Origin of the sequence: Bacillus sp. T2.9-1, from assembly GCF_950097965.1 — a bacterium.
Taxonomy (GTDB): domain Bacteria; phylum Bacillota; class Bacilli; order Bacillales; family Cytobacillaceae; genus Niallia; species Niallia hominis.
Window position 1 is genome coordinate 78,301 of record NZ_CATNHG010000097.1, and the last position, 18,161, is coordinate 96,461.

At 35.5% G+C, this 18,161-nt stretch carries 13 protein-coding genes; 4 read left to right on the plus strand and 9 right to left on the minus strand.

The features are described from left to right. Positions 1-558 carry a 6-phospho-3-hexuloisomerase gene (gene hxlB, locus QQZ16_RS13730; RefSeq protein WP_284561418.1) on the plus strand — a complete coding sequence of 186 codons (558 nt, stop codon included), beginning with the start codon at positions 1-3 and terminating at the stop codon, positions 556-558. Positions 559-630: 72 nt separating this feature from the next. Here the strand turns inward: hxlB and QQZ16_RS13735 are convergent, their stop codons facing one another. The 4 genes from QQZ16_RS13735 to QQZ16_RS13750 all read right to left on the minus strand — a co-directional run bounded on the left by QQZ16_RS13735 (position 631) and on the right by QQZ16_RS13750 (position 9,536). After that, positions 631-1,545, minus strand: a complete 915-nt coding sequence (locus tag QQZ16_RS13735) for a hypothetical protein (RefSeq protein WP_235248237.1) — start codon at positions 1,543-1,545, stop codon at positions 631-633. A 227-nt stretch (positions 1,546-1,772) separates the two neighbouring features. Next, complete coding sequence (locus tag QQZ16_RS13740) at positions 1,773-2,351, minus strand: class D sortase (protein WP_235248240.1); 579 nt, start codon at positions 2,349-2,351, stop codon at positions 1,773-1,775. A 6-nt stretch (positions 2,352-2,357) separates the two neighbouring features. Then, positions 2,358-7,616 (minus strand): 5'-nucleotidase C-terminal domain-containing protein, encoded by a 5,259-nt coding sequence (locus tag QQZ16_RS13745; RefSeq protein ID WP_235248242.1) that lies wholly within the window; start codon positions 7,614-7,616, stop codon positions 2,358-2,360. A 291-nt stretch (positions 7,617-7,907) separates the two neighbouring features. Next, positions 7,908-9,536 carry a Na/Pi cotransporter family protein gene (locus QQZ16_RS13750; RefSeq protein ID WP_235248244.1) on the minus strand — a complete coding sequence of 543 codons (1,629 nt, stop codon included), beginning with the start codon at positions 9,534-9,536 and terminating at the stop codon, positions 7,908-7,910. 339 nt (positions 9,537-9,875) lie between these two features. Between QQZ16_RS13750 and QQZ16_RS13755 the strand changes: the two genes are divergently transcribed. Next, on the plus strand, positions 9,876-10,583 hold the full coding sequence (locus tag QQZ16_RS13755; protein ID WP_031538907.1) for a YoaK family protein: 708 nt from the start codon (positions 9,876-9,878) through the stop codon (positions 10,581-10,583). Positions 10,584-10,623: 40 nt separating this feature from the next. Here QQZ16_RS13755 and abc-f read toward each other — a convergent pair whose 3' ends face one another. Together abc-f and QQZ16_RS13765 are read right to left on the minus strand one after the other, a co-directional pair. After that, positions 10,624-12,513, minus strand: a complete 1,890-nt coding sequence (abc-f, locus tag QQZ16_RS13760; protein ID WP_235248291.1) for a ribosomal protection-like ABC-F family protein — start codon at positions 12,511-12,513, stop codon at positions 10,624-10,626. 322 nt (positions 12,514-12,835) lie between these two features. Next, a complete protein-coding gene (locus QQZ16_RS13765) occupies positions 12,836-12,973 on the minus strand; it encodes an RAxF-45 family protein (protein ID WP_192840959.1) in 138 nt (45 codons plus the stop codon). A gap of 362 nt (positions 12,974-13,335) precedes the next feature. On the opposite strand from QQZ16_RS13765, the gene QQZ16_RS13770 reads away from it, so the two are divergent. Beyond that, complete coding sequence (locus tag QQZ16_RS13770) at positions 13,336-14,157, plus strand: STAS domain-containing protein (RefSeq protein WP_235248300.1); 822 nt, start codon at positions 13,336-13,338, stop codon at positions 14,155-14,157. A 103-nt stretch (positions 14,158-14,260) separates the two neighbouring features. Here QQZ16_RS13770 and cdaS read toward each other — a convergent pair whose 3' ends face one another. Then, positions 14,261-14,884 (minus strand): sporulation-specific diadenylate cyclase CdaS, encoded by a 624-nt coding sequence (gene cdaS, locus QQZ16_RS13775; RefSeq protein ID WP_284561419.1) that lies wholly within the window; start codon positions 14,882-14,884, stop codon positions 14,261-14,263. 160 nt (positions 14,885-15,044) lie between these two features. On the opposite strand from cdaS, the gene QQZ16_RS13780 reads away from it, so the two are divergent. After that, positions 15,045-15,587, plus strand: coding sequence for a hypothetical protein (locus QQZ16_RS13780; RefSeq protein WP_284561420.1), 543 nt, complete (start codon positions 15,045-15,047; stop codon positions 15,585-15,587). Between the two features lie 19 nt (positions 15,588-15,606). Here QQZ16_RS13780 and QQZ16_RS13785 read toward each other — a convergent pair whose 3' ends face one another. Together QQZ16_RS13785 and QQZ16_RS13790 are read right to left on the minus strand one after the other, a co-directional pair. Next, positions 15,607-16,698 (minus strand): nitric oxide synthase oxygenase, encoded by a 1,092-nt coding sequence (locus QQZ16_RS13785; RefSeq protein WP_284561421.1) that lies wholly within the window; start codon positions 16,696-16,698, stop codon positions 15,607-15,609. 22 nt (positions 16,699-16,720) lie between these two features. Further along, a complete protein-coding gene (locus tag QQZ16_RS13790; protein ID WP_031538915.1) occupies positions 16,721-18,094 on the minus strand; it encodes an aldehyde dehydrogenase in 1,374 nt (457 codons plus the stop codon). Positions 18,095-18,161: the final 67 nt, after the last annotated feature.

Below are 18,161 nucleotides of genomic sequence, written 5' to 3' on the forward strand. Positions count from 1 at the left end.
ATGAAAATAACTGACTACCTTGATCGTGTTATCCAAGAGCTATCTCAGGCTGGGACACTCATTGCTAATGATGACTTAGAAAAACTCGTTGAACGTATTCTTAATTCCAATAAAGTATTTGTTTATGGCGCTGGTCGTTCTGGATTTATGCTTAAATCATTTGCGATGCGAATGATGCATATGGGAATTGATGCTTATGTTGTAGGAGAAACGGTTACAGCTACCTATGAAAAAGATGACCTTCTTATCGTAGGGACTGGATCTGGTGAAACGAAAAGCATCATTACTATAGTGGAAAAAGCAAAAAGTATTGGTGGAAACATTGCAGCTCTTACAATCTCTCCTGATTCTACTGTTGGTAAACTAGCTAATCAAGTTATAAAAATGCCTGGTTCTCCAAAAGATAGAGGAAATGAAGAAGCAAAAAGCTTACAGCCAATGGGCTCCCTGTTCGAACAATTACTCCTAATTGTCTTGGATAGCGTCATTTTAAAATACATGGAAATAAAAGAATTAGATTCCAATAAAATGTATGGAAAGCATGCTAATTTGGAATAGAATTTTTTAAACATCAAGAGGATAGATAAAAGTATGTTCCATATAATTTTTATCTATCCTTTTGAAACATTTTTAATCTGAACTACCACCACAACTGGAACAGGAGCTACCTGACGAGCAGGAGTTATCAGACGAACAAGAATTACAGGAGAAAAACGATCCGGATCCGCAACTTGTGCAACTTGACGAGCTACTACTACTTATTTTCATATAACTTGAAAAATCTTCATAATGAAAATAAGAAACAGATAAAAAAGGAACAAGCATAATGTTAAATTTTTGTTCTCTTTTCCCTTTCTCCATTTTGTCATATATGACGCTTTTTTGATAATCCCTTACCTTCCTTACTGTTTTTTTCATAGATGCAATAAGTGCAAATACCGTTGGAAGATATTTCGTGTCACTTTTAAAATATCTTTCAAGCAGCTCAGCTTCTGATAAATCCTTAAAGTCCTCAATGATTGCGGGATGAACAGGATACCTGAAAAAGCCATTGTATAAATAGATATTCTCCTTTCTTATAAGAAAAAGCTCCGCATATACCCAATCAAAAAATCCTCGCAGATCAGGGTCAGACTTTGCCTTCACATTAGGACTGTGATGAAGAGTAGTACCTAAATATTTTCTAGAAAAATCGTCGTATTCACGGGTGAACATAAGCATTTGATGCCATAATTCATCGACTTTCTTACTAAACATTGGAGACTCTTTTAAAAGAGAAGTTAAAACAAAGTAACGTTTTAAATCAAGTAGGCGCCATTCATACTCATTTTCTTTTAATTTATTTTCTTCCTTCACTCTATTTTCTACATTTTCCATATAACTTCTAGTAAGGGAGCGATCTAAATCGTCATTCAATTTTTTTAATCCTTTAATTGGCTTTATCTCTAATACTTTAGGAGACAAACCAAATTTAAACGTTAGTTTTTTACGTAAAAATAGACTCAACCAAATAATAAAAACTGCACATAGAAGCAACCATGCCATCTAACTTCTCCCCTTCCTATTAGTAACATATAAAGGCTATTTACCTTGGTTATTATTACTCTTACGAAATTTTTTATATAAAGTTCCATTTTTACCTTTTTTTAATATTTAGATTAGGAATTATTTTAGAAGCTACTAAAAAAGGTACATCACTACGTAAAGTGATGTACCAAAGGATATGATATATGCCATTTTAATAATTTTGAAAAATTAGCAATATCTTGCTTTTACATTCTTTCTGCATAAATAATATAGCGCTGTGGAGCGTTTCCTACAAATCTAAAAGGATAACATGTTGTTAGAATTAGCTCCTCTTTTGAATCATCTAACGTAATAATCGAACGATCATCTGCCTCAACTATTTTTGTCGAAGTGATTTGATAAGAGAATTCTCCATATGGCAACACAATTTTTAACTCGTCCCCGATTTCTAGTTCTCCCGCTCTCCTAAATACTGTATCTCGATGACCTGACAAGACAATTTGTCCATTTTCATTCGGGTAAAAACTGCCTTTATAATGGCCGACTCCTTTATCAAGATCATCTGGATCGGTACCTTCTACAATCGGTAATATGCCATCAATCTTATCAATCTCCAATAGCCCCACTGCATCACCAATGGATGGAATAAAACGGTCGCTGTCTTTATCTACCCATTTTTCATTCCCCTTGTTAATGGCTGTTTTTGCTTCCGATAAGGAATTCTCTGTTTGCGCTTTTGTGTCCATAATATTGAAGACGCCATAACCAATAAAAAGTACTCCTCCTACTATAAGCAGGAGGGATAACCATTTTGTCCATCTCATGATATCCTATGCCTTTCTTCTATTATTTGCATAGAAAACAACAACTCCTATGAAGAATAATAATAATCCTACTATGATAAAATTGTAAGTCATTGTCGCTGTATTTGGCAATAGATTTCCTTTTTCTTTCTCTGGCTGATTAACTGTATCATTGTTTTCATCTAATGAAGTTTCTGTACCTTCATCAGATCCATCACTTTCGTTATCTTGCGTACCATTTTCATCTTCTCCATCATCTGGAGCATCTGGATTTTCTCCCTGCTCTTCTTCTCCATCACCTGGGGTTTCTGGATCGTCTCCTTGATCTTCATCCCCATCACCTGGAGTTTCTGGGTCTACTTCAGGTTCTTCAGCACCACTGGAAACTTCTGAAATACGTCCTTCAGCAGTATAGGCAATTGGTTCATCGAAAGATTTAATAAAATCGACCGTTGCCTGTAAATCCTCTGGTCCTTGAATTGGATTTTCCCCATACGTATTTAGTAAGTATGAATCGGTACTATGTGGATACATATAGCTATTAACCGTTACTGTATATGTTTTTTCTAAATCTAGCTTCGTTCCATCTGGCATAAGTAGATCCACGACTTGTCCAAATTGTCCTAAAGATGCATCCCATGTATATTTAAAGCCAGCAATACTGACGTCTGGACCATAGGAACTAAATTGTGTATTCAATACTTCTTTTAACTCTTGACCGGTAATTTCCAATTTAACAAGGGTATTATTAAATGGCTGAATATTAAAGAGTTCCTGCCAAGTAATTTCTCCTTCCAGTAAATCATCTCTAATTCCGCCACCATTCATTAAGGCAAAATCACTGTCCATCGCGGCTTTCATTCCGTCGGCAATTAAATTGCCAAGACCATTATCGCCAACTTCTCCTTTTTGTGCATAGCCACCTGTTATGTCAGTAGCAGCTATTCCAATTACTTCATTTAACTTCGGACCAACTTGATCGAGATACTTATCCAATATGGCTTTTACTTCAGAATCTGGTGTAACATCTTCTTGAACAACATCCACTATCTCCGCTGTTTTTTCAGAGAAATCCTTTGTTAGTGGGTCAATGGTAAAATCAATATCCGAATAAGCCTTGCCATATTCCCATGCTTGAACAATTAGCTTATTATCCACAACCCCATTTAGCTTCACATGGTTATGTGCGGCAAAAATAATATCAACTGCATCATCTACATTTCGGGCAATATCTGCAATTTCTCCTGTAATTTCATTTGTTCCTTCTTCTTGGCTTCCAGGAACATGCGCTAAAACAACGATTGCTTCAATTCCTTGCTTTTGTAATTCAGGAACGTACTTATTAATCGCCTCTGTCTCATCTGTGAAGCGAATATGCTCATTTCCTGTAGCTACAATCATGCTTGGAGTTTCTACTGTCGCCACCCCAATAAAGCCAACCTTTACCCCATCTATTTCTTTTATTGTATATGGATCTAATACTAATTCACCAGATTCCTTATATTCTACATTTGCTGCAAGGACTGGAAAATTCATACCATCATATTCACTTGTTCCCTTAGGGTGATCGCCTCCATTAATCATGCGGAGCATCTCGTCTACCCCTTCGTCAAATTCATGGTTTCCTACTACACCAACATCAAAGCCTAGTGATTCCATTATTTCAACAGTTGGTTCGTCCTGTAAAAGGGCTGATACTGGTGAACTGCCACCAATCATGTCCCCTGCATGTACCAATAATGTGTTCGGGTTCGTTGCTTCTGCTTTTCTTAAATAGGTAGCTAAATAATCCATTCTTCCATAATTAACACCATCAACTGTTCCTGTTACATCAATTTTCCCGTGCAAATCATTCACACCAAGGAACTGGCCAGAAATGGATGGAAGTGGTTCTGCATTTATTTCCTTAATTCTTCCTGTATTATAAGAGATTGGACCACTAAAGCTTCTTACAAATTCTACCGTTGCTTCTAAATCTTCTCCACCTTGAATTGGATTCTCCCCAAGCTTTTGAAGAAGATATTGGTCTGATGTGTGATCAGCCATATAATTATTTACTGTTACCGTATAGTTTCCATTCGGATCTATTTTTTCCCCATTAGGCAAGAATATATCTACTACTTGTCCATATTTTCCTGCTTTACTATCCCAAGTATATGAAAATCCACCAATACTAACATCTGGTCCATAGCTACTAAATTGACTATTTAAAATTTCTTCTAAATCACTACCACTTATCTCTAACTTTACTAATGTATTATTAAAAGGCTGTACGTTAAATAAATCGTTCCACGTTATTTCCCCGGAAACTATATCATCTCGAATTCCGCCGCCATTCATTAAAGCGAAATCACTATCCATTGCAGCTTTCATACCGTCAGCAATTAGATTTCCTACAGGGTTATCTCCTTCTGCTTCTTTTGTCGCATACCCACCTACCATATCAGTCGCAGCTTCGCCAATGACTTCATTTAGCTTTTCGCCAACTAATTCTTGGTATTTTGCTAAAATAGTAGACACTTCAGGATCTGGAGTAACTCCAGTTTGAACTACATCCACGATTTCAGCTGATTTTTTCACAATGTCGCCTGTCTCCGGGTCAATTTCTAAATCAACATCTGCAAAAGCTTTTCCATATTCTCCAGCTTGAATAATTAATTTATTATCCACAACAGCATTAACTTTTACATGATTATGAGCCGCAAATATGACGTCTACAGCATCATCTACTTCTGTTGCAATTTTGGCAATATCACCAGTTGCGCTTTCACCAGCTTGATTTCCGGGAACATGTGCTAGAATAATAATCGCTTCTACACCTTGGGCTTGCAATTCTGGCACATACTTATTAATAGCATCTGCCTCATCAGTAAAGCGAATATTTTCATTTCCTTTTGCAATAATCATATCTGGCGTTTCTGTTGTGGCGACACCAATAAATCCAACCTTGACTCCCTCTACTTCTTTAATAGCATATGGATCAAGTACTAGATTGCCAGTATCCTTGTATTCAACATTTGCTGCTACCATTGGAAAATCAATTCCATCATACCCTTTTGTTCCATTTGCATGATCCCCACCGTTGATTAAGCGGAGCATCTCGACTACTCCTTCATCGAACTCATGGTTACCAACTGTTCCTACGTCAAAGCCGATTGATTCCATCATCTCCACAGTAGGCTCATCTTGAAGCAATGCAGAAAGCGGGGAGCTCCCTCCTACCATATCACCAGCGTGTACAATTAGTGTATTAGGATTTGTAGCTTCCCTTTCTTTTAAGTACTGTGCTAAATAATCCATTCTACCAATTATATTTTCTTTCTTTTCATCTTCATATTCTTCTGTCACTTTTCCATGAAGGTCATTTACACTTAGAAGCTGAAGTTTAATTGTATCCTTCTCTTCACCACCATTGAATGCTGTATACCCATTGTTCTCTGCTTCCTTGGCACTAGCAAAGAAAATGCGATTTTCCACTGGTACTTCCTGAAAATCTTCTGGTAACACATATTTCTTTGTTTCAGAATTTCCTACATATCGCAATAACCCTTTTCCTTGTTCTCTAGCTCTAAATTCAAAAGGCTGTTCCATTAAAGGATTGTCTTTATCCCAAATCCCTTTATGATTATCCATTGCATCTTTCACTGCGGACTGGAACATATCATAATCTGCTTCATCAGCAACTGGCCAAATAAAATATGTCGATGCATATCCTTGTTTCACCATTTCAAGATTGGTATTTAATTGATCGCTCTTACGAATAATTTGTGCCAGTAGACGGCCATAATCATCTGTTGCTTCTTCCCCTACTTTTACAATTACTTCATCACCAGGCTCTAAAAGCGTATTTAAATACTCTTTTGCTTTATTTCCATGTTCTAATTGGTTTTCATCTGCTTCATTCTGAGGAGTATGATAGGTTTCTGGTGTATCGATATTCACATAGCGAACTTTCGTTGTCCCTAATACTGGAGTTTGTAAATGGATTGTATCTCCGTCTACTACACTGCTAACAGTGCTTTCATATTCTCCTTTAGCAGAAGGAGAAGGTGGTTGTTCTGCCAATAACTGAACATCACTGGCTTTTCTAGGCAAAATTTGATAGGTATTATATTGACTAAGAATTCCTGTGAATTCATACCATTTTCCTGTTTGTATAGACGAAATCGCCTCAGTTTCTTCCATTACTCGAATTGTCGTTCCATTAAAGCTTTCATCTAACACCGTCACATTATATCCGCCACCTGCAGCAGTTTCAGGAACTGTTTGCACATAGCCTTTTACTTTTACTAACTGTCCTTCTTTTAATTCTGCTACACTATCATTATTTAAATCTGCTAGATTCATAGTAACTGGTACAGGTAATTCATTGTTTTCAGAAATCACCTCAATTCCATCTTCTGCTGGGACAATTTCCAATAACTTATTATATTCTGTTATTTTCCCGGTTACTTTTACTTTCTGACCTTCTGTTAATGCAGGAAAAGAACTTGCATCCTGAGAAAAAATATTAATGCCGGCTTCCTCATCTTGAATATAAGTGGATAGCTTTCCTCCGCCGATGCTCGAATTATCAGCAGTGACAATCCCTTCAATTGTTACATTTTGTCCAACCATTGCTCGTGCTTCTTTGATAGATTGGGGCTCAGTTGGATCGGTTGTTGACTCTTCATTTCCATATAACTCTTCTCCAAACAGATGATTACCTAAATGAGAGAAATCATCTTGGTTATACGTATCCCATTCTTCTGATGGATCGAATGGATTCTTTCCTTTATTTCCAGATGAGATATTATTTTTTCTTACAAGGGTATGATCCTTTGTTTGGCCATCGCCCCATTCTTGTTGTTCGCCAACTATCCCAAATACATCAATGATTTCTTCATTATGTTTTAAAACTATCGCGTCATCCCCATTAAAGTTTGCAACCCCACTCACCATATTCGCTTTTTCCTTAATGGCTTCATTAGCAGATGAATGAGCAATAATAAATAATTCACCATGTTTTAGATTACCTTCTAAACGAAGCGTAGACGTAGTAGTTGTTTTACCATTTGAATACAGTTCAACTGAATAAGACGATAAATCTACATCCTTTCCAGTTCCATTAAACAATTCTATCGCCTTGTTATTGGAACTGCCTTCTATGTACTCAGAAATAAATAAGTCTGTTGCCGTTAAGTTTTCTGATGCTGCTCTTACCGTAAATGTACTAAATAAATTCGAAAAAACTAATAAGAAAATTAAAAATATTGAAAATAATCTTTTGCTACTATTTCCCTTCAATCTTTTTCCTCCTCCACCTATTAATCGTAATCTCTTCTACTCCATTTATTGCGAAAAACTCTTTAATAGAATTAATTACTATATAAAGATAACTTAATATTGTAAAAACTACACTAGCAATTTGTAAATTTATTAATAGAAATGGAATATTTCGTTATTTGTACCTATTTTCTCAATAAATTCACCTATGAAGTTTTACCTATTTTTGTTAATTTTCAATTTAACTTAACCTATAGCTTTTTTCGAAAAAATAGACCACATGAGAATTCACCCATGTGGTCATAAACTTTCTTATTTAACGATTGCTATCGCCTCTGCAATATTGGCAGCATGATCGCCTACTCGTTCTAGATTACTGATAATATCGACAAAAACAATGCCGGCATCGCCACTACATTTTCGTTCATTTAAACGGCTTATATGCTTTTTACGATATTGTTTTTCCATTTTATCAATTTCTTCTTCGTTTGTAATAGCTTTTTTAGCAAGCTCCACATCTTTTGCAAAAAAGCTATTATAGGAAGTTTTTAATGTTTCCACTGTAAAGCGATACATATTTTCTAATTCATTTTTCGCATCTATTGAAAATTCTACTTTTTTATTGATTTTATAATCCACAAGTTCGACGATGTTTTCCATATGATCCCCAATTCTTTCAATATCTCTGATTGAGTCAACCAAAATAGAAAACTCTTCACTTTCATGTGGTGTTAAGGCTTTGGATGAAAGCTCGACTAAATAGCTTGTAATTTCCTTATCTAAATTATTAATCCCTTGCTCGTATTGCAACGCTTTTTCTTTATACTTCTTTTCTCCTGTTTGTAAATACTTGAATGCTTCTTCTAAGCCTTTAATAGAGAAATCCTTCATTCGTTCTAATTCTTCCTTTGCTTGCCCTAAAGCGATAGAAGGAGAATGTTCAATAAAGGTTGTGTTTAAATGCTGCGGTTTTGTAATAATACCTCCATCTTCTCCTGGAATTAACTTTGTCACAATCCATGCCAAGGCAAAGATGAACGGGAATTGAATAATTGTATTCGATACATTGAATATCCCATGTGCAAATGCAATGGTCATCGGTTCATTTAAACCTAAAACTCCTTGCAAATACGTAATAAAATGAGTAAATGGCGCTAAAATAATTACAAAAATCACTGTTCCAATAATGTTAAAGAGTACGTGAACCATTGCCGCTCTTCTTGCAGCTATCGACGCACCAATGGAAGCTAGAATCGCAGTAATCGTTGTTCCTATATTGTCACCAAATAAAACTGGCAAAGAAGCCTTCAAAGAAATAGCATCTGTAGCAAATAACTCTTGTAAAATTCCAATTGTAGCACTTGAACTTTGAACGATTAATGTCAAGACTGTTCCGACTACAACTCCAAGAATCGGATTATTACTCATATTAACAGTTAACTCATGAAAAGCTTCTAATGAACGTAGCGGCTTCATACCAGAACTCATTAGTTCTAGTCCATAAAACAATGCTCCAAATCCAAATACAACTTGACCGAATGAAGTGATTTTTGGATTTTTAAAGAAGAATAATAGGACAGCACCAGCTGCAATAATCGGTAAAGCATATGCTCCAATATCAATCCCAATGATAAAGGCAGTAACCGTTGTTCCTATATTTGCCCCCATAATAACGCCAATCGCTTGGCGCAAGGTCATAAATCCAGCACTTACTAACCCTACTGTTATGGCAGTAGTTCCTGAACTGGATTGGATTAACACTGTTACAAAAATTCCGGCTAATACGCCCATAAATGGATTTGTCGTAAACCGATCCAAGATTTCCTGAAGACGGTCTCCTGCAGCATTCTGCAAACCATCTCCCATATATTTAATACCAAAAAGAAATACCCCTAATCCTCCAAGAAACTGGAAGATCATTTCTTGATAATTAATTTCCAAAAGTTTGTCCCCCTAAATCATAATTCTATTAAGACACATACCAAGTTATCATAACAACATCCGACAAGAATTTACACTATTCCAGAATATTATTTACACGAAATTAATATTTATTTACGAAAAATTTACATTCGAAATTTAATAGAGTAATTGACATTTTTCATTTTGTATATTACGACAAATTGCAAGTATCCACTCCTTTTGTTTAAGAAAAGAACTTATCGCTAAAAAAATTTGGATTTTGTTCAAATACACTTATGATAATTTATGATAAGATAGATATGTTTTTCCTAAGTATTTTTACTGGAAAGAATTATCCTGCAAGGAGCGTAATTATTCATGATTGATAAAATCAAACCAATACCTTCCTTATCCTCTAATTCCGTATTCCTAGCTTCTTTATTAGGAATAGTTGGTGGTTTTTTAGATGCTTATACATTTATTAGTAGAGACGGTGTATTTGCCAATGCACAAACAGGGAATATCGTTTTATTCGCAGTAAACGCTGCAACAGGTGAATGGGTGGAATCCCTTCATTATATCCCGCCATTAATAGCCTTTGTCTTAGGAGTCTTAGTTTCTGAAATTGTCAAAATACCATCTCTAAGGGAAATCCTATACAGCTATAGACGATCAATCCTTATTTTAGAATGTATCGTCTTAATTATAGTCGGATTCTTGCCAACATCTGTTCCGAACATCATTGTTACAACCAGCATCTCATTTGTATCTTCTTTACAAATATCAACATTTAACAAGTTAGATAAATGGGCATATAATTCAACAATGACTACTGGGAATCTAAGAACTGCAACTCAAGCCGCTTATGCTGCTTTTACAAAACAAAGTCAAGAAGCGAAGATCCAATTTAAAGAGTTTTCCATTATTATCGGCTCCTTTTTATTTGGGGCATTACTTGGTACCTTTACAACCACTCAATTTGGCAATAAAGCCATATGGGTATCGGCAATTATTCTAATCGTCGCATTAGTCCTTTACCATAAAGATAAAGGGTATATTCGTAAACGTTGTGCAGATAGTTTATAAAAAAGGAGAAAGGCTGAATGATTGACAGCCTTTCTCCTTTTTACTTATTATTCATAAGTCCATATAGTTCCTCCCACTGTCTTTCAAGCTCCTCCTTTTTAGAAAACAACTGCTCCAATTTACCCCAATCCGTTTCTATTTCCATTATTTTCTCTACTTCTGAAATCTTTTTTTCCAATCCTTCTACTTCCTTTTCCAATTGAATTTGATTAAAAGAAGCTTCCCTCTCCTGTTTTTCCTTAATTGTGGCCTTCTTCTCTTTTTTTGATTTTACTGGATTAGTTTGTAGATTCTTGGACGTTTGTCTTTCCGTCGACTTTTCGCGTGCATACGTGTAGTTCCCTTCAAAATAGTGAACTTCCTTTGTTTGAATCCAATAAATCTTTTGAAATAGCTTATTTAGAAAATAGCGATCATGGGAAACCGCAAGAATCGTGCCATCAAAATCTTCTAAAGCCTCTTCTAATACTTCACGGGACTCTATATCTAAATGATTGGTTGGCTCATCTAGAATTAATAGATTGATTTCTTGATACATAAGCTGGGCTAAGCGAAGCCTCATTCTTTCTCCTCCACTTAAATTGCTGACCTTTCGAAAAACGGAATAACCGTAAAAGAGAAATTGAGCTAAAATATGCCGTGCCTCCCCCTCTGTCACATGCACTTCATTTCGAAAAGCTTCGATCACTGTTTCCCCTTCCATTTCCATTAATACATGCTGAGAAAGATAGCCAATTTTCACGTTACTTCCCATTTTAACTTCTCCTATATCTGGCTCCATTTGTTGAAGAATCATCTTCAACAAAGTTGATTTCCCCGATCCATTCTCTCCAATAATTGCTGCTCTGTCTTTATAGCTTATTTGCATTTGAACTTGTTGAAACAATAGTTGATCGCCAAAGCTTTTTGATACATTCTTCAGCTGAATAACATCCTTCCCACTTCGGTCACTTGCTTCCATGTCAAAATTCATTTTCTTTCTATTTATAATGGGGCGAGCTAGTTTTTCCATTCTTTCGATAGCCCTTTCCATATTTCTCGCTCGCTTATGCAATCCTTCATTAGGCGGATTCGCCCGATTCGCCCATTCACGAAGTCGTTTGATTGCTTCTCTCATTTTCTTGATTTTCTTTTGCTGTTCCTCATATGACTGAAACTCTCTTAAAAGCCTTTCTTCTTTTTCCTTTGTAAAATTTGTAAAATTAGTATAGTAGGTTGTTACTTCCCCATCTTCTAAATCTACCACCTTTTGAATCACTTCATCTAAAAAGTAGCGATCATGGGAAACCACTAAAATAGTACCATTATAATCCTGAAGAAATTTCCCAAGCCACTCGACTGCCATTAAATCCAAATGGTTCGTCGGTTCATCCAATAAAAGAAAATCAGGTTCTTGGAGGAGTAGCATCGCTAAACCAACCTTTGTTTTTTCACCTCCACTTAAAGCTCCATATTCTTTCATGACCAACTGCTCGATTTTTAGCCCATTAACCATTTTCTCTATTTTTGCTTCCATTTCATATCCACCAGCATTCGTAAAATACTCCTGCAATTTCCCATACTCCTCCATTAATAGCAATAGCTGCTCTGGATTGATATCCTGCGCCATTTCCTGTTCCATCTGTTTTATCTTCCCTTCTATTGTTTCAAGGTCAGAAAATGCCTTTTTTAATACTTCCTTCACCTTCATAGATTGTTCATATTCCGGAATTTGTTCTAAATATCCAATCTTTAATCCTTTTTTCCAATGGATTTGTCCAGCATCAGGTGTTTCCTGCCCTGCAAGTAGTCGAAATAAAGTGGTCTTCCCACTCCCATTTCTACCAACTAGACCAACTCTTTCTTTTTCCTTTAACTCTAATGATATGTCTTCAAATAATGTATTTCCTCCGTACATCTTCGCTATATGATTGACACTGCAAATAATCATAATTCTGCTCGCTCCTTTTTTTATGATTATCTCTTTTCCCTGACTCTTTCATGGACGGTTTAGTCCACTTTTAGCAACGCAAAAAAGCCATGGAAAACAAAGGTCTCCATGGCTTTATTTAAGGAAAAAGATAGGTACACTTTTTCCTTAAATATAAATACCTCTAAATATACTTTTAGAAAGAGCCATATATAGTTGCATACTGGCTCCTTTCTATTAATAAATGACATTCCATTCTGCTTTGGTAAAGCCATTTAATAAAGGAGTGCATGAAAATGCACTCCTTTAACCGTCCAAATAGAGATGTGGGTAAGAGATGTTTTCACTGTTTTAGTTTGCTATTTAGTTGTTTAAAAAAGGGCATACTTATCCCGTTAACAACTACCATCGCAAATTTTGCACGGTTAATATATAGACTTTCCATCATATAACCTTGCACTAAAACAGTTGAACTTAACATCCTTCCCACCTCTTTTCTTTTATAAGTTAGTTTTATTATATCTTTAATGGAAATCACACACAAGAGAAAATAATAAGAAAAATCAATTATGTCTGAATAATGTTCCTAAGGCACCATCTTTAAATACTTTATTTTTTTCATTGATGAGTAATATGTTACTTGATACAAACTACCATCTATTATCATTTGATTCTAGTAATGTCCTTTATCATTTCAGCAAGAAATTTTATCGATATTCTCCGAATACTTTTAAAATAAAATATATGTTTAATCACCTTAACAATAGGGTATACACTTCTTGTTATTATTTTTAGTGTAAATTAGTGCTTTACTACCTTAAATTAATCCAGGGGAGTAGTTGTATGAATACAATAGCTTACATAAAGGAAGAATTAAAAACTTTCATTAATGAAAATGAAATTACATTCAATCAAAAACTTCTTACAGAAGCAATAAATGTATCAACAAAGATTACAGAAATATTAAAAAAAGGAAACATTGATTTATTAAAAAATGCCAAAAAATTAATTTTTTATACAGTAGATCAGCAAGAAGCAGACTTAATCTCTTTTGCGAAAGTTGAAGGAATTGCATGGGCAAAACACTCTTTAACACTTGAATTAAAGCTTGAATGGGTGCAAGCCATAAGAAGAACGTTATGGCACTTTATAAGGATAATAGATGAGGAAAAAGATATATTGAAAAATCGTGATGATTATTACGGGATGGAAAAATTATTTAATGAAAAAATAGATCAATTTTTAAATACCTTTTTTCTTAGCTATTCTCATTACAAGGATGAAATGCTACATAAACAAAGAGAAGTAGTGGAACATTTATCTGTCCCAATTATTCCAATTAAACAATCTATTTCTGTTTTACCGTTAATCGGTTTTATTGATTCATACAGAATTAAAATAATTGAGGAAAAGGTTCTAAATGATATAGGAGAATCCAAAATCCAAATATTAGTTATAGACCTTTCTGGTATTGCCATAATGGAAATGGATGTAATAGATTACTTCGAAAAAATATTAGCAGGAATTTCAATGATGGGTTGCAAAGCAATTCTGACTGGATTAAGGCCAGAATTAGTGAAAAAAATGGTGCATGCTGGCATTCATTTCGAACAAAATGCAGAAACAAGAGGGACACTGCAAGAAACTTTGAAGAATATCCTATAGCTTAAAGGAAAAAAGACAAGTATTAGTTCATAGCCAAAAGGGGATACATTTAAGTCCCTTTTTTGGCAATTTTTTTATTCCTCTAGTTTAAGATAGCACTATCCTAGCCTGTTATTCCGCCAGGCTGTATAGGATATAAAACGCCCCCCAAGGCGAACGATATTCTGCCTGTTTCCTCGGAAACGACCATAACTAATGCATCAGTTATCTCACTTAAACCAATGGCTGCTCGGTGTCTTGTCCCCAATTTTTCCTTCCCATTGTAATGAAGAGAAGAAGGGAAAATATTTCCGGCTGAAACAATTGCGTTCTCCTCAATTAGTACCCCACCATCGTGCAAAGGATTACCCGGATAGAATATTGCTTCTAATAGAGACGGAGATAATTTTGCATGCAAAGGAATTCCTGAATGAACACGTGTTTCTAATTCATCATTACGTTTAATGGCAATTAGTGCACCATGACGTTTCTCTGATAAAACTTGGGCACTTGCTGTAAGAATTTCTAAATCCTCTGTATATGGCTCTAAATATAATTGTAAATAGAAGGTAGCAGCACTATGATGAATACTTTTAAATTGTTTATTTACTTCTTCAAAGTCATTCAAGATGCAGCAATTTTTTTCATCCATCGTACGCTGGAGTTCGCCAATTTTATCTTGTAAATGGGCCAACGCATGGTGCATATGATTACTAAACTCTATAGGTAAATCTCTTTCTCCTTCCATACGAACACCCCTTTTTTTTACCTTATCCAAGCTCTGTTAATTTATGCATGCTGAAAGAGAAATTCGTTATTTACGGTAACTTTTTTCGAAACATTGAATTCATATTTTACAAATGATAGACTAATAGTTGAGTATTTCAAAAGGAGGGAATATTTTACAGATGAAATTTTGGACTTGGACTATTGCTATCCTACTAACAGTTACTGCTATTGGCGTTTCTTCCTTTTTTGTCATACAAACACTATTTGACAGTGATTCGCCCTTACAAACAAATAATGAGCGGTCCGTCGTGAAGGAAGCATCTACCGAAGTAGAAGAATCTTTTGATACGGAAAAAGTTAATACTCCTGTCAATGAGGAAGTTGTCACTTTAGCAGATGGAACGAGCGGACACACGTTTATTTCTATTTGGCATGATTTTTATAATGAAACATTAGGTTGGGGAAGATTGGAAACGACAAGCTATGAAGAACAGAAAGAAGCAGCACTTTCCATTCTTGATGAGATAAAGGACATTAAAGTCTCCGATGAAGAAATAGAACTAGACATGAAAGATATCGCTGCAAATGCTCAGATTGTAGCAGAAAAAGATGATCGTAGTGCTATGCGAAATCTGCATCGATATTTTCATGACTTAGATATTTATTTTAATGGCTATAACTATGATCAAACATTTGGTATTACTGAATTTAGAGGGAACTAAGCCACATCTTCGTTCCACTCTAATTTTTTTCGTTAAAAGGATATTTCTGATTAAAATAATTTGGTTTTTTGCCTTCATTATTGTAGCGTTTATGAAAAATATGGGTAGTTGCAGGAGATAGCGGTGGAATTAGCCATGCCCAATTGCCTGTAATATCTCTCCCTTTTTCTGCCTCTTTATTTTCAAATATCTTAAATTGCTGTGTTGCTGTATGGTGATCAACAATTGTTACACCTGCTTTTTGAAAAGAGTCCAATACAGCAATATTTAATTCCACTAAAGCCTTATCTTTCCACAGAGTAGCGTTCCTTTTCAGGTTTAGACCAAGCCATTCCCCAATCGTTGGTAGCATATTATAGCGATTCTCATCCGCTAAGTTTCTTGCACCAATCTCTGTACCCATGTACCAGCCGTTAAATGGTGCTGCTGTATAAGAAATACCACCAATTTCAAGGCGCATACTAGAAATAATTGGAACAGCATACCACTGTAAGCCTAATTCTTCAAACCATCGATAATCTGGATGTTGAATCGGGACTTCTAAAACAATGTCGTTTGGGATTTCATATAGTTTCGGCTTTTGCTCATTTACTTGAATGACAAGTGGAAGGATATCATAATTTGTTTGCTCTCCCGTCCAGCCTAGCTTTATACACTCTTTTGTAAAAGCTATAGAGTCCGAATCTCCAATAACTCCATGCTCTGTTTCATAACCAGCATAACGTATAAGCTGATGATTCCATATTCGGATAGAGGAATTTCTTGTCTCTTGCTGAAAAATAGTAATCGTTGGCTTTATTTTCCCTCCATTTGTTGCATAGGCAATATGATGGAACAATGCCTCTTTTATTGCTTCTTCCGTGTTAAGATGTCGTTTGTATAGCACATGTAGATTTTCCCAAAATAATCGACCGATACAGCGATTACTGTTTCGCCAAGCCATTTTAGCTCCATATATTAGTTCTTCCTCTGTATGCTCATAATATCCCTTTTCATTGATGGCTTGTTCCACTTGTATAAGTCTTTCTTCTATCTCTTCTCCAGACTTATTCAGTTCGTTATATGCCGTCTCAATAAACATTTTTGCTTCTGCTAGTAGTGTATTAATCAATAAATCAGCCTCCTAACGCTTATTATTTGAGCACTTTACGAATCAATTTATCCTTTTTTTCGGTATACGGAGGGAAAAGAATCGGGATATCTACTCTAACACTTTTTCTAAGCACACTTCTTTGATGCGAAAAAGTAGTAAAGCTATATTCGCCATGATAAGCTCCCATTCCTGATGCCCCAACTCCTCCGAAAGGCAAGTTAGGAGGAACAATATGTGTCAGTACATCATTTATCGAAACTCCGCCAGATGATATGGCATGGATTACCTTTTCTTCTGTATCTTTGCTATTTGTAAAAAGATAAAGGGCCAGCGGTTTATCTAGCTTTTTTATCGCTTCCACTGCTTTGTCTAATTTTGAATAGGATAATATAGGTAAAATTGGACCGAAGATTTCTTCTTGCATAGAAGCGGATGCCCATGTAGCATCCAGAATAGTTGGTTCAATAAAGCTTGTTTCGATATTACTATTTCCTCCAAATAAAATCCCTTCCCGGTCCGCTTCTAGCATTTCTCGTAAGCGAAGAAAATGCCGCTCGCTCACAATTCTGCCGAAATCTTCCTTCTCTTCAATCCTTTCTCCGAAATAATTCAATAATGTATTTTTCAACTCAGCGATTAATGGATCTTTGACCGATTCATGTACCATAATATAATCTGGTGCCACACAAGTTTGACCAGCATTTAATGTCTTTCCCCATATTATGCGCTTGGCCGCAATCTTCAAATTAGCTGTTTCATCAATAATAACGGGACTTTTTCCTCCTAGCTCTAGTGTAACAGGCGTTAATTGCTTGGCAGCTGCTTCCATTACAATTTTTCCAACCTTTGTGCTACCGGTAAAGAAAATATAATCAAAGTTAGCATGTAGTAGCGCTTGATTTGTCTCCACTCCACCTTCCACAGAACAAATATAGGAAGGTTCAAAAATAGTATTAATTATATCTGTTACTACAGCTGAAACTGTTGGTACAAGCTCGGAAGGCTTTAATATCGCGCAATTCCCTGCAGCAATTGCTCCAATTAATGGTTCAATCAATAATTGAAAGGGATAATTAAAGGGACCAATAATAAGAACCGTCCCATATGGCTCAAAAAGTATCTGTCCATTAGAAGGAAATAGACTCCATGTACTCTTTACTTTTTTAGGCTTCATCCATCTTTTAAGACATTTCATTGTGTGACGTATGCTATTAAGCACAAAACCTATTTCCGAAGTATAGGACTCAAAAGGGTGCTTTCCTAAATCTATCTGAAGAGCTTCTATTAATCTTTGTTCATTTTCTAAAATAGCATTTCTCAATTTGTCCATCTGCTGCAGCCGGAATGTATAAGGCAATGTTTTTTGGGTTGCAAAAAATGTTTTTGTTTGTGCTAATCTTTCGTCTACATTCAATTTCAACAGCTCCGTTAATGTTTATCTTTTAAGTTTGAGTGTACCAACTTTTTCTTTCTTTAAGCAA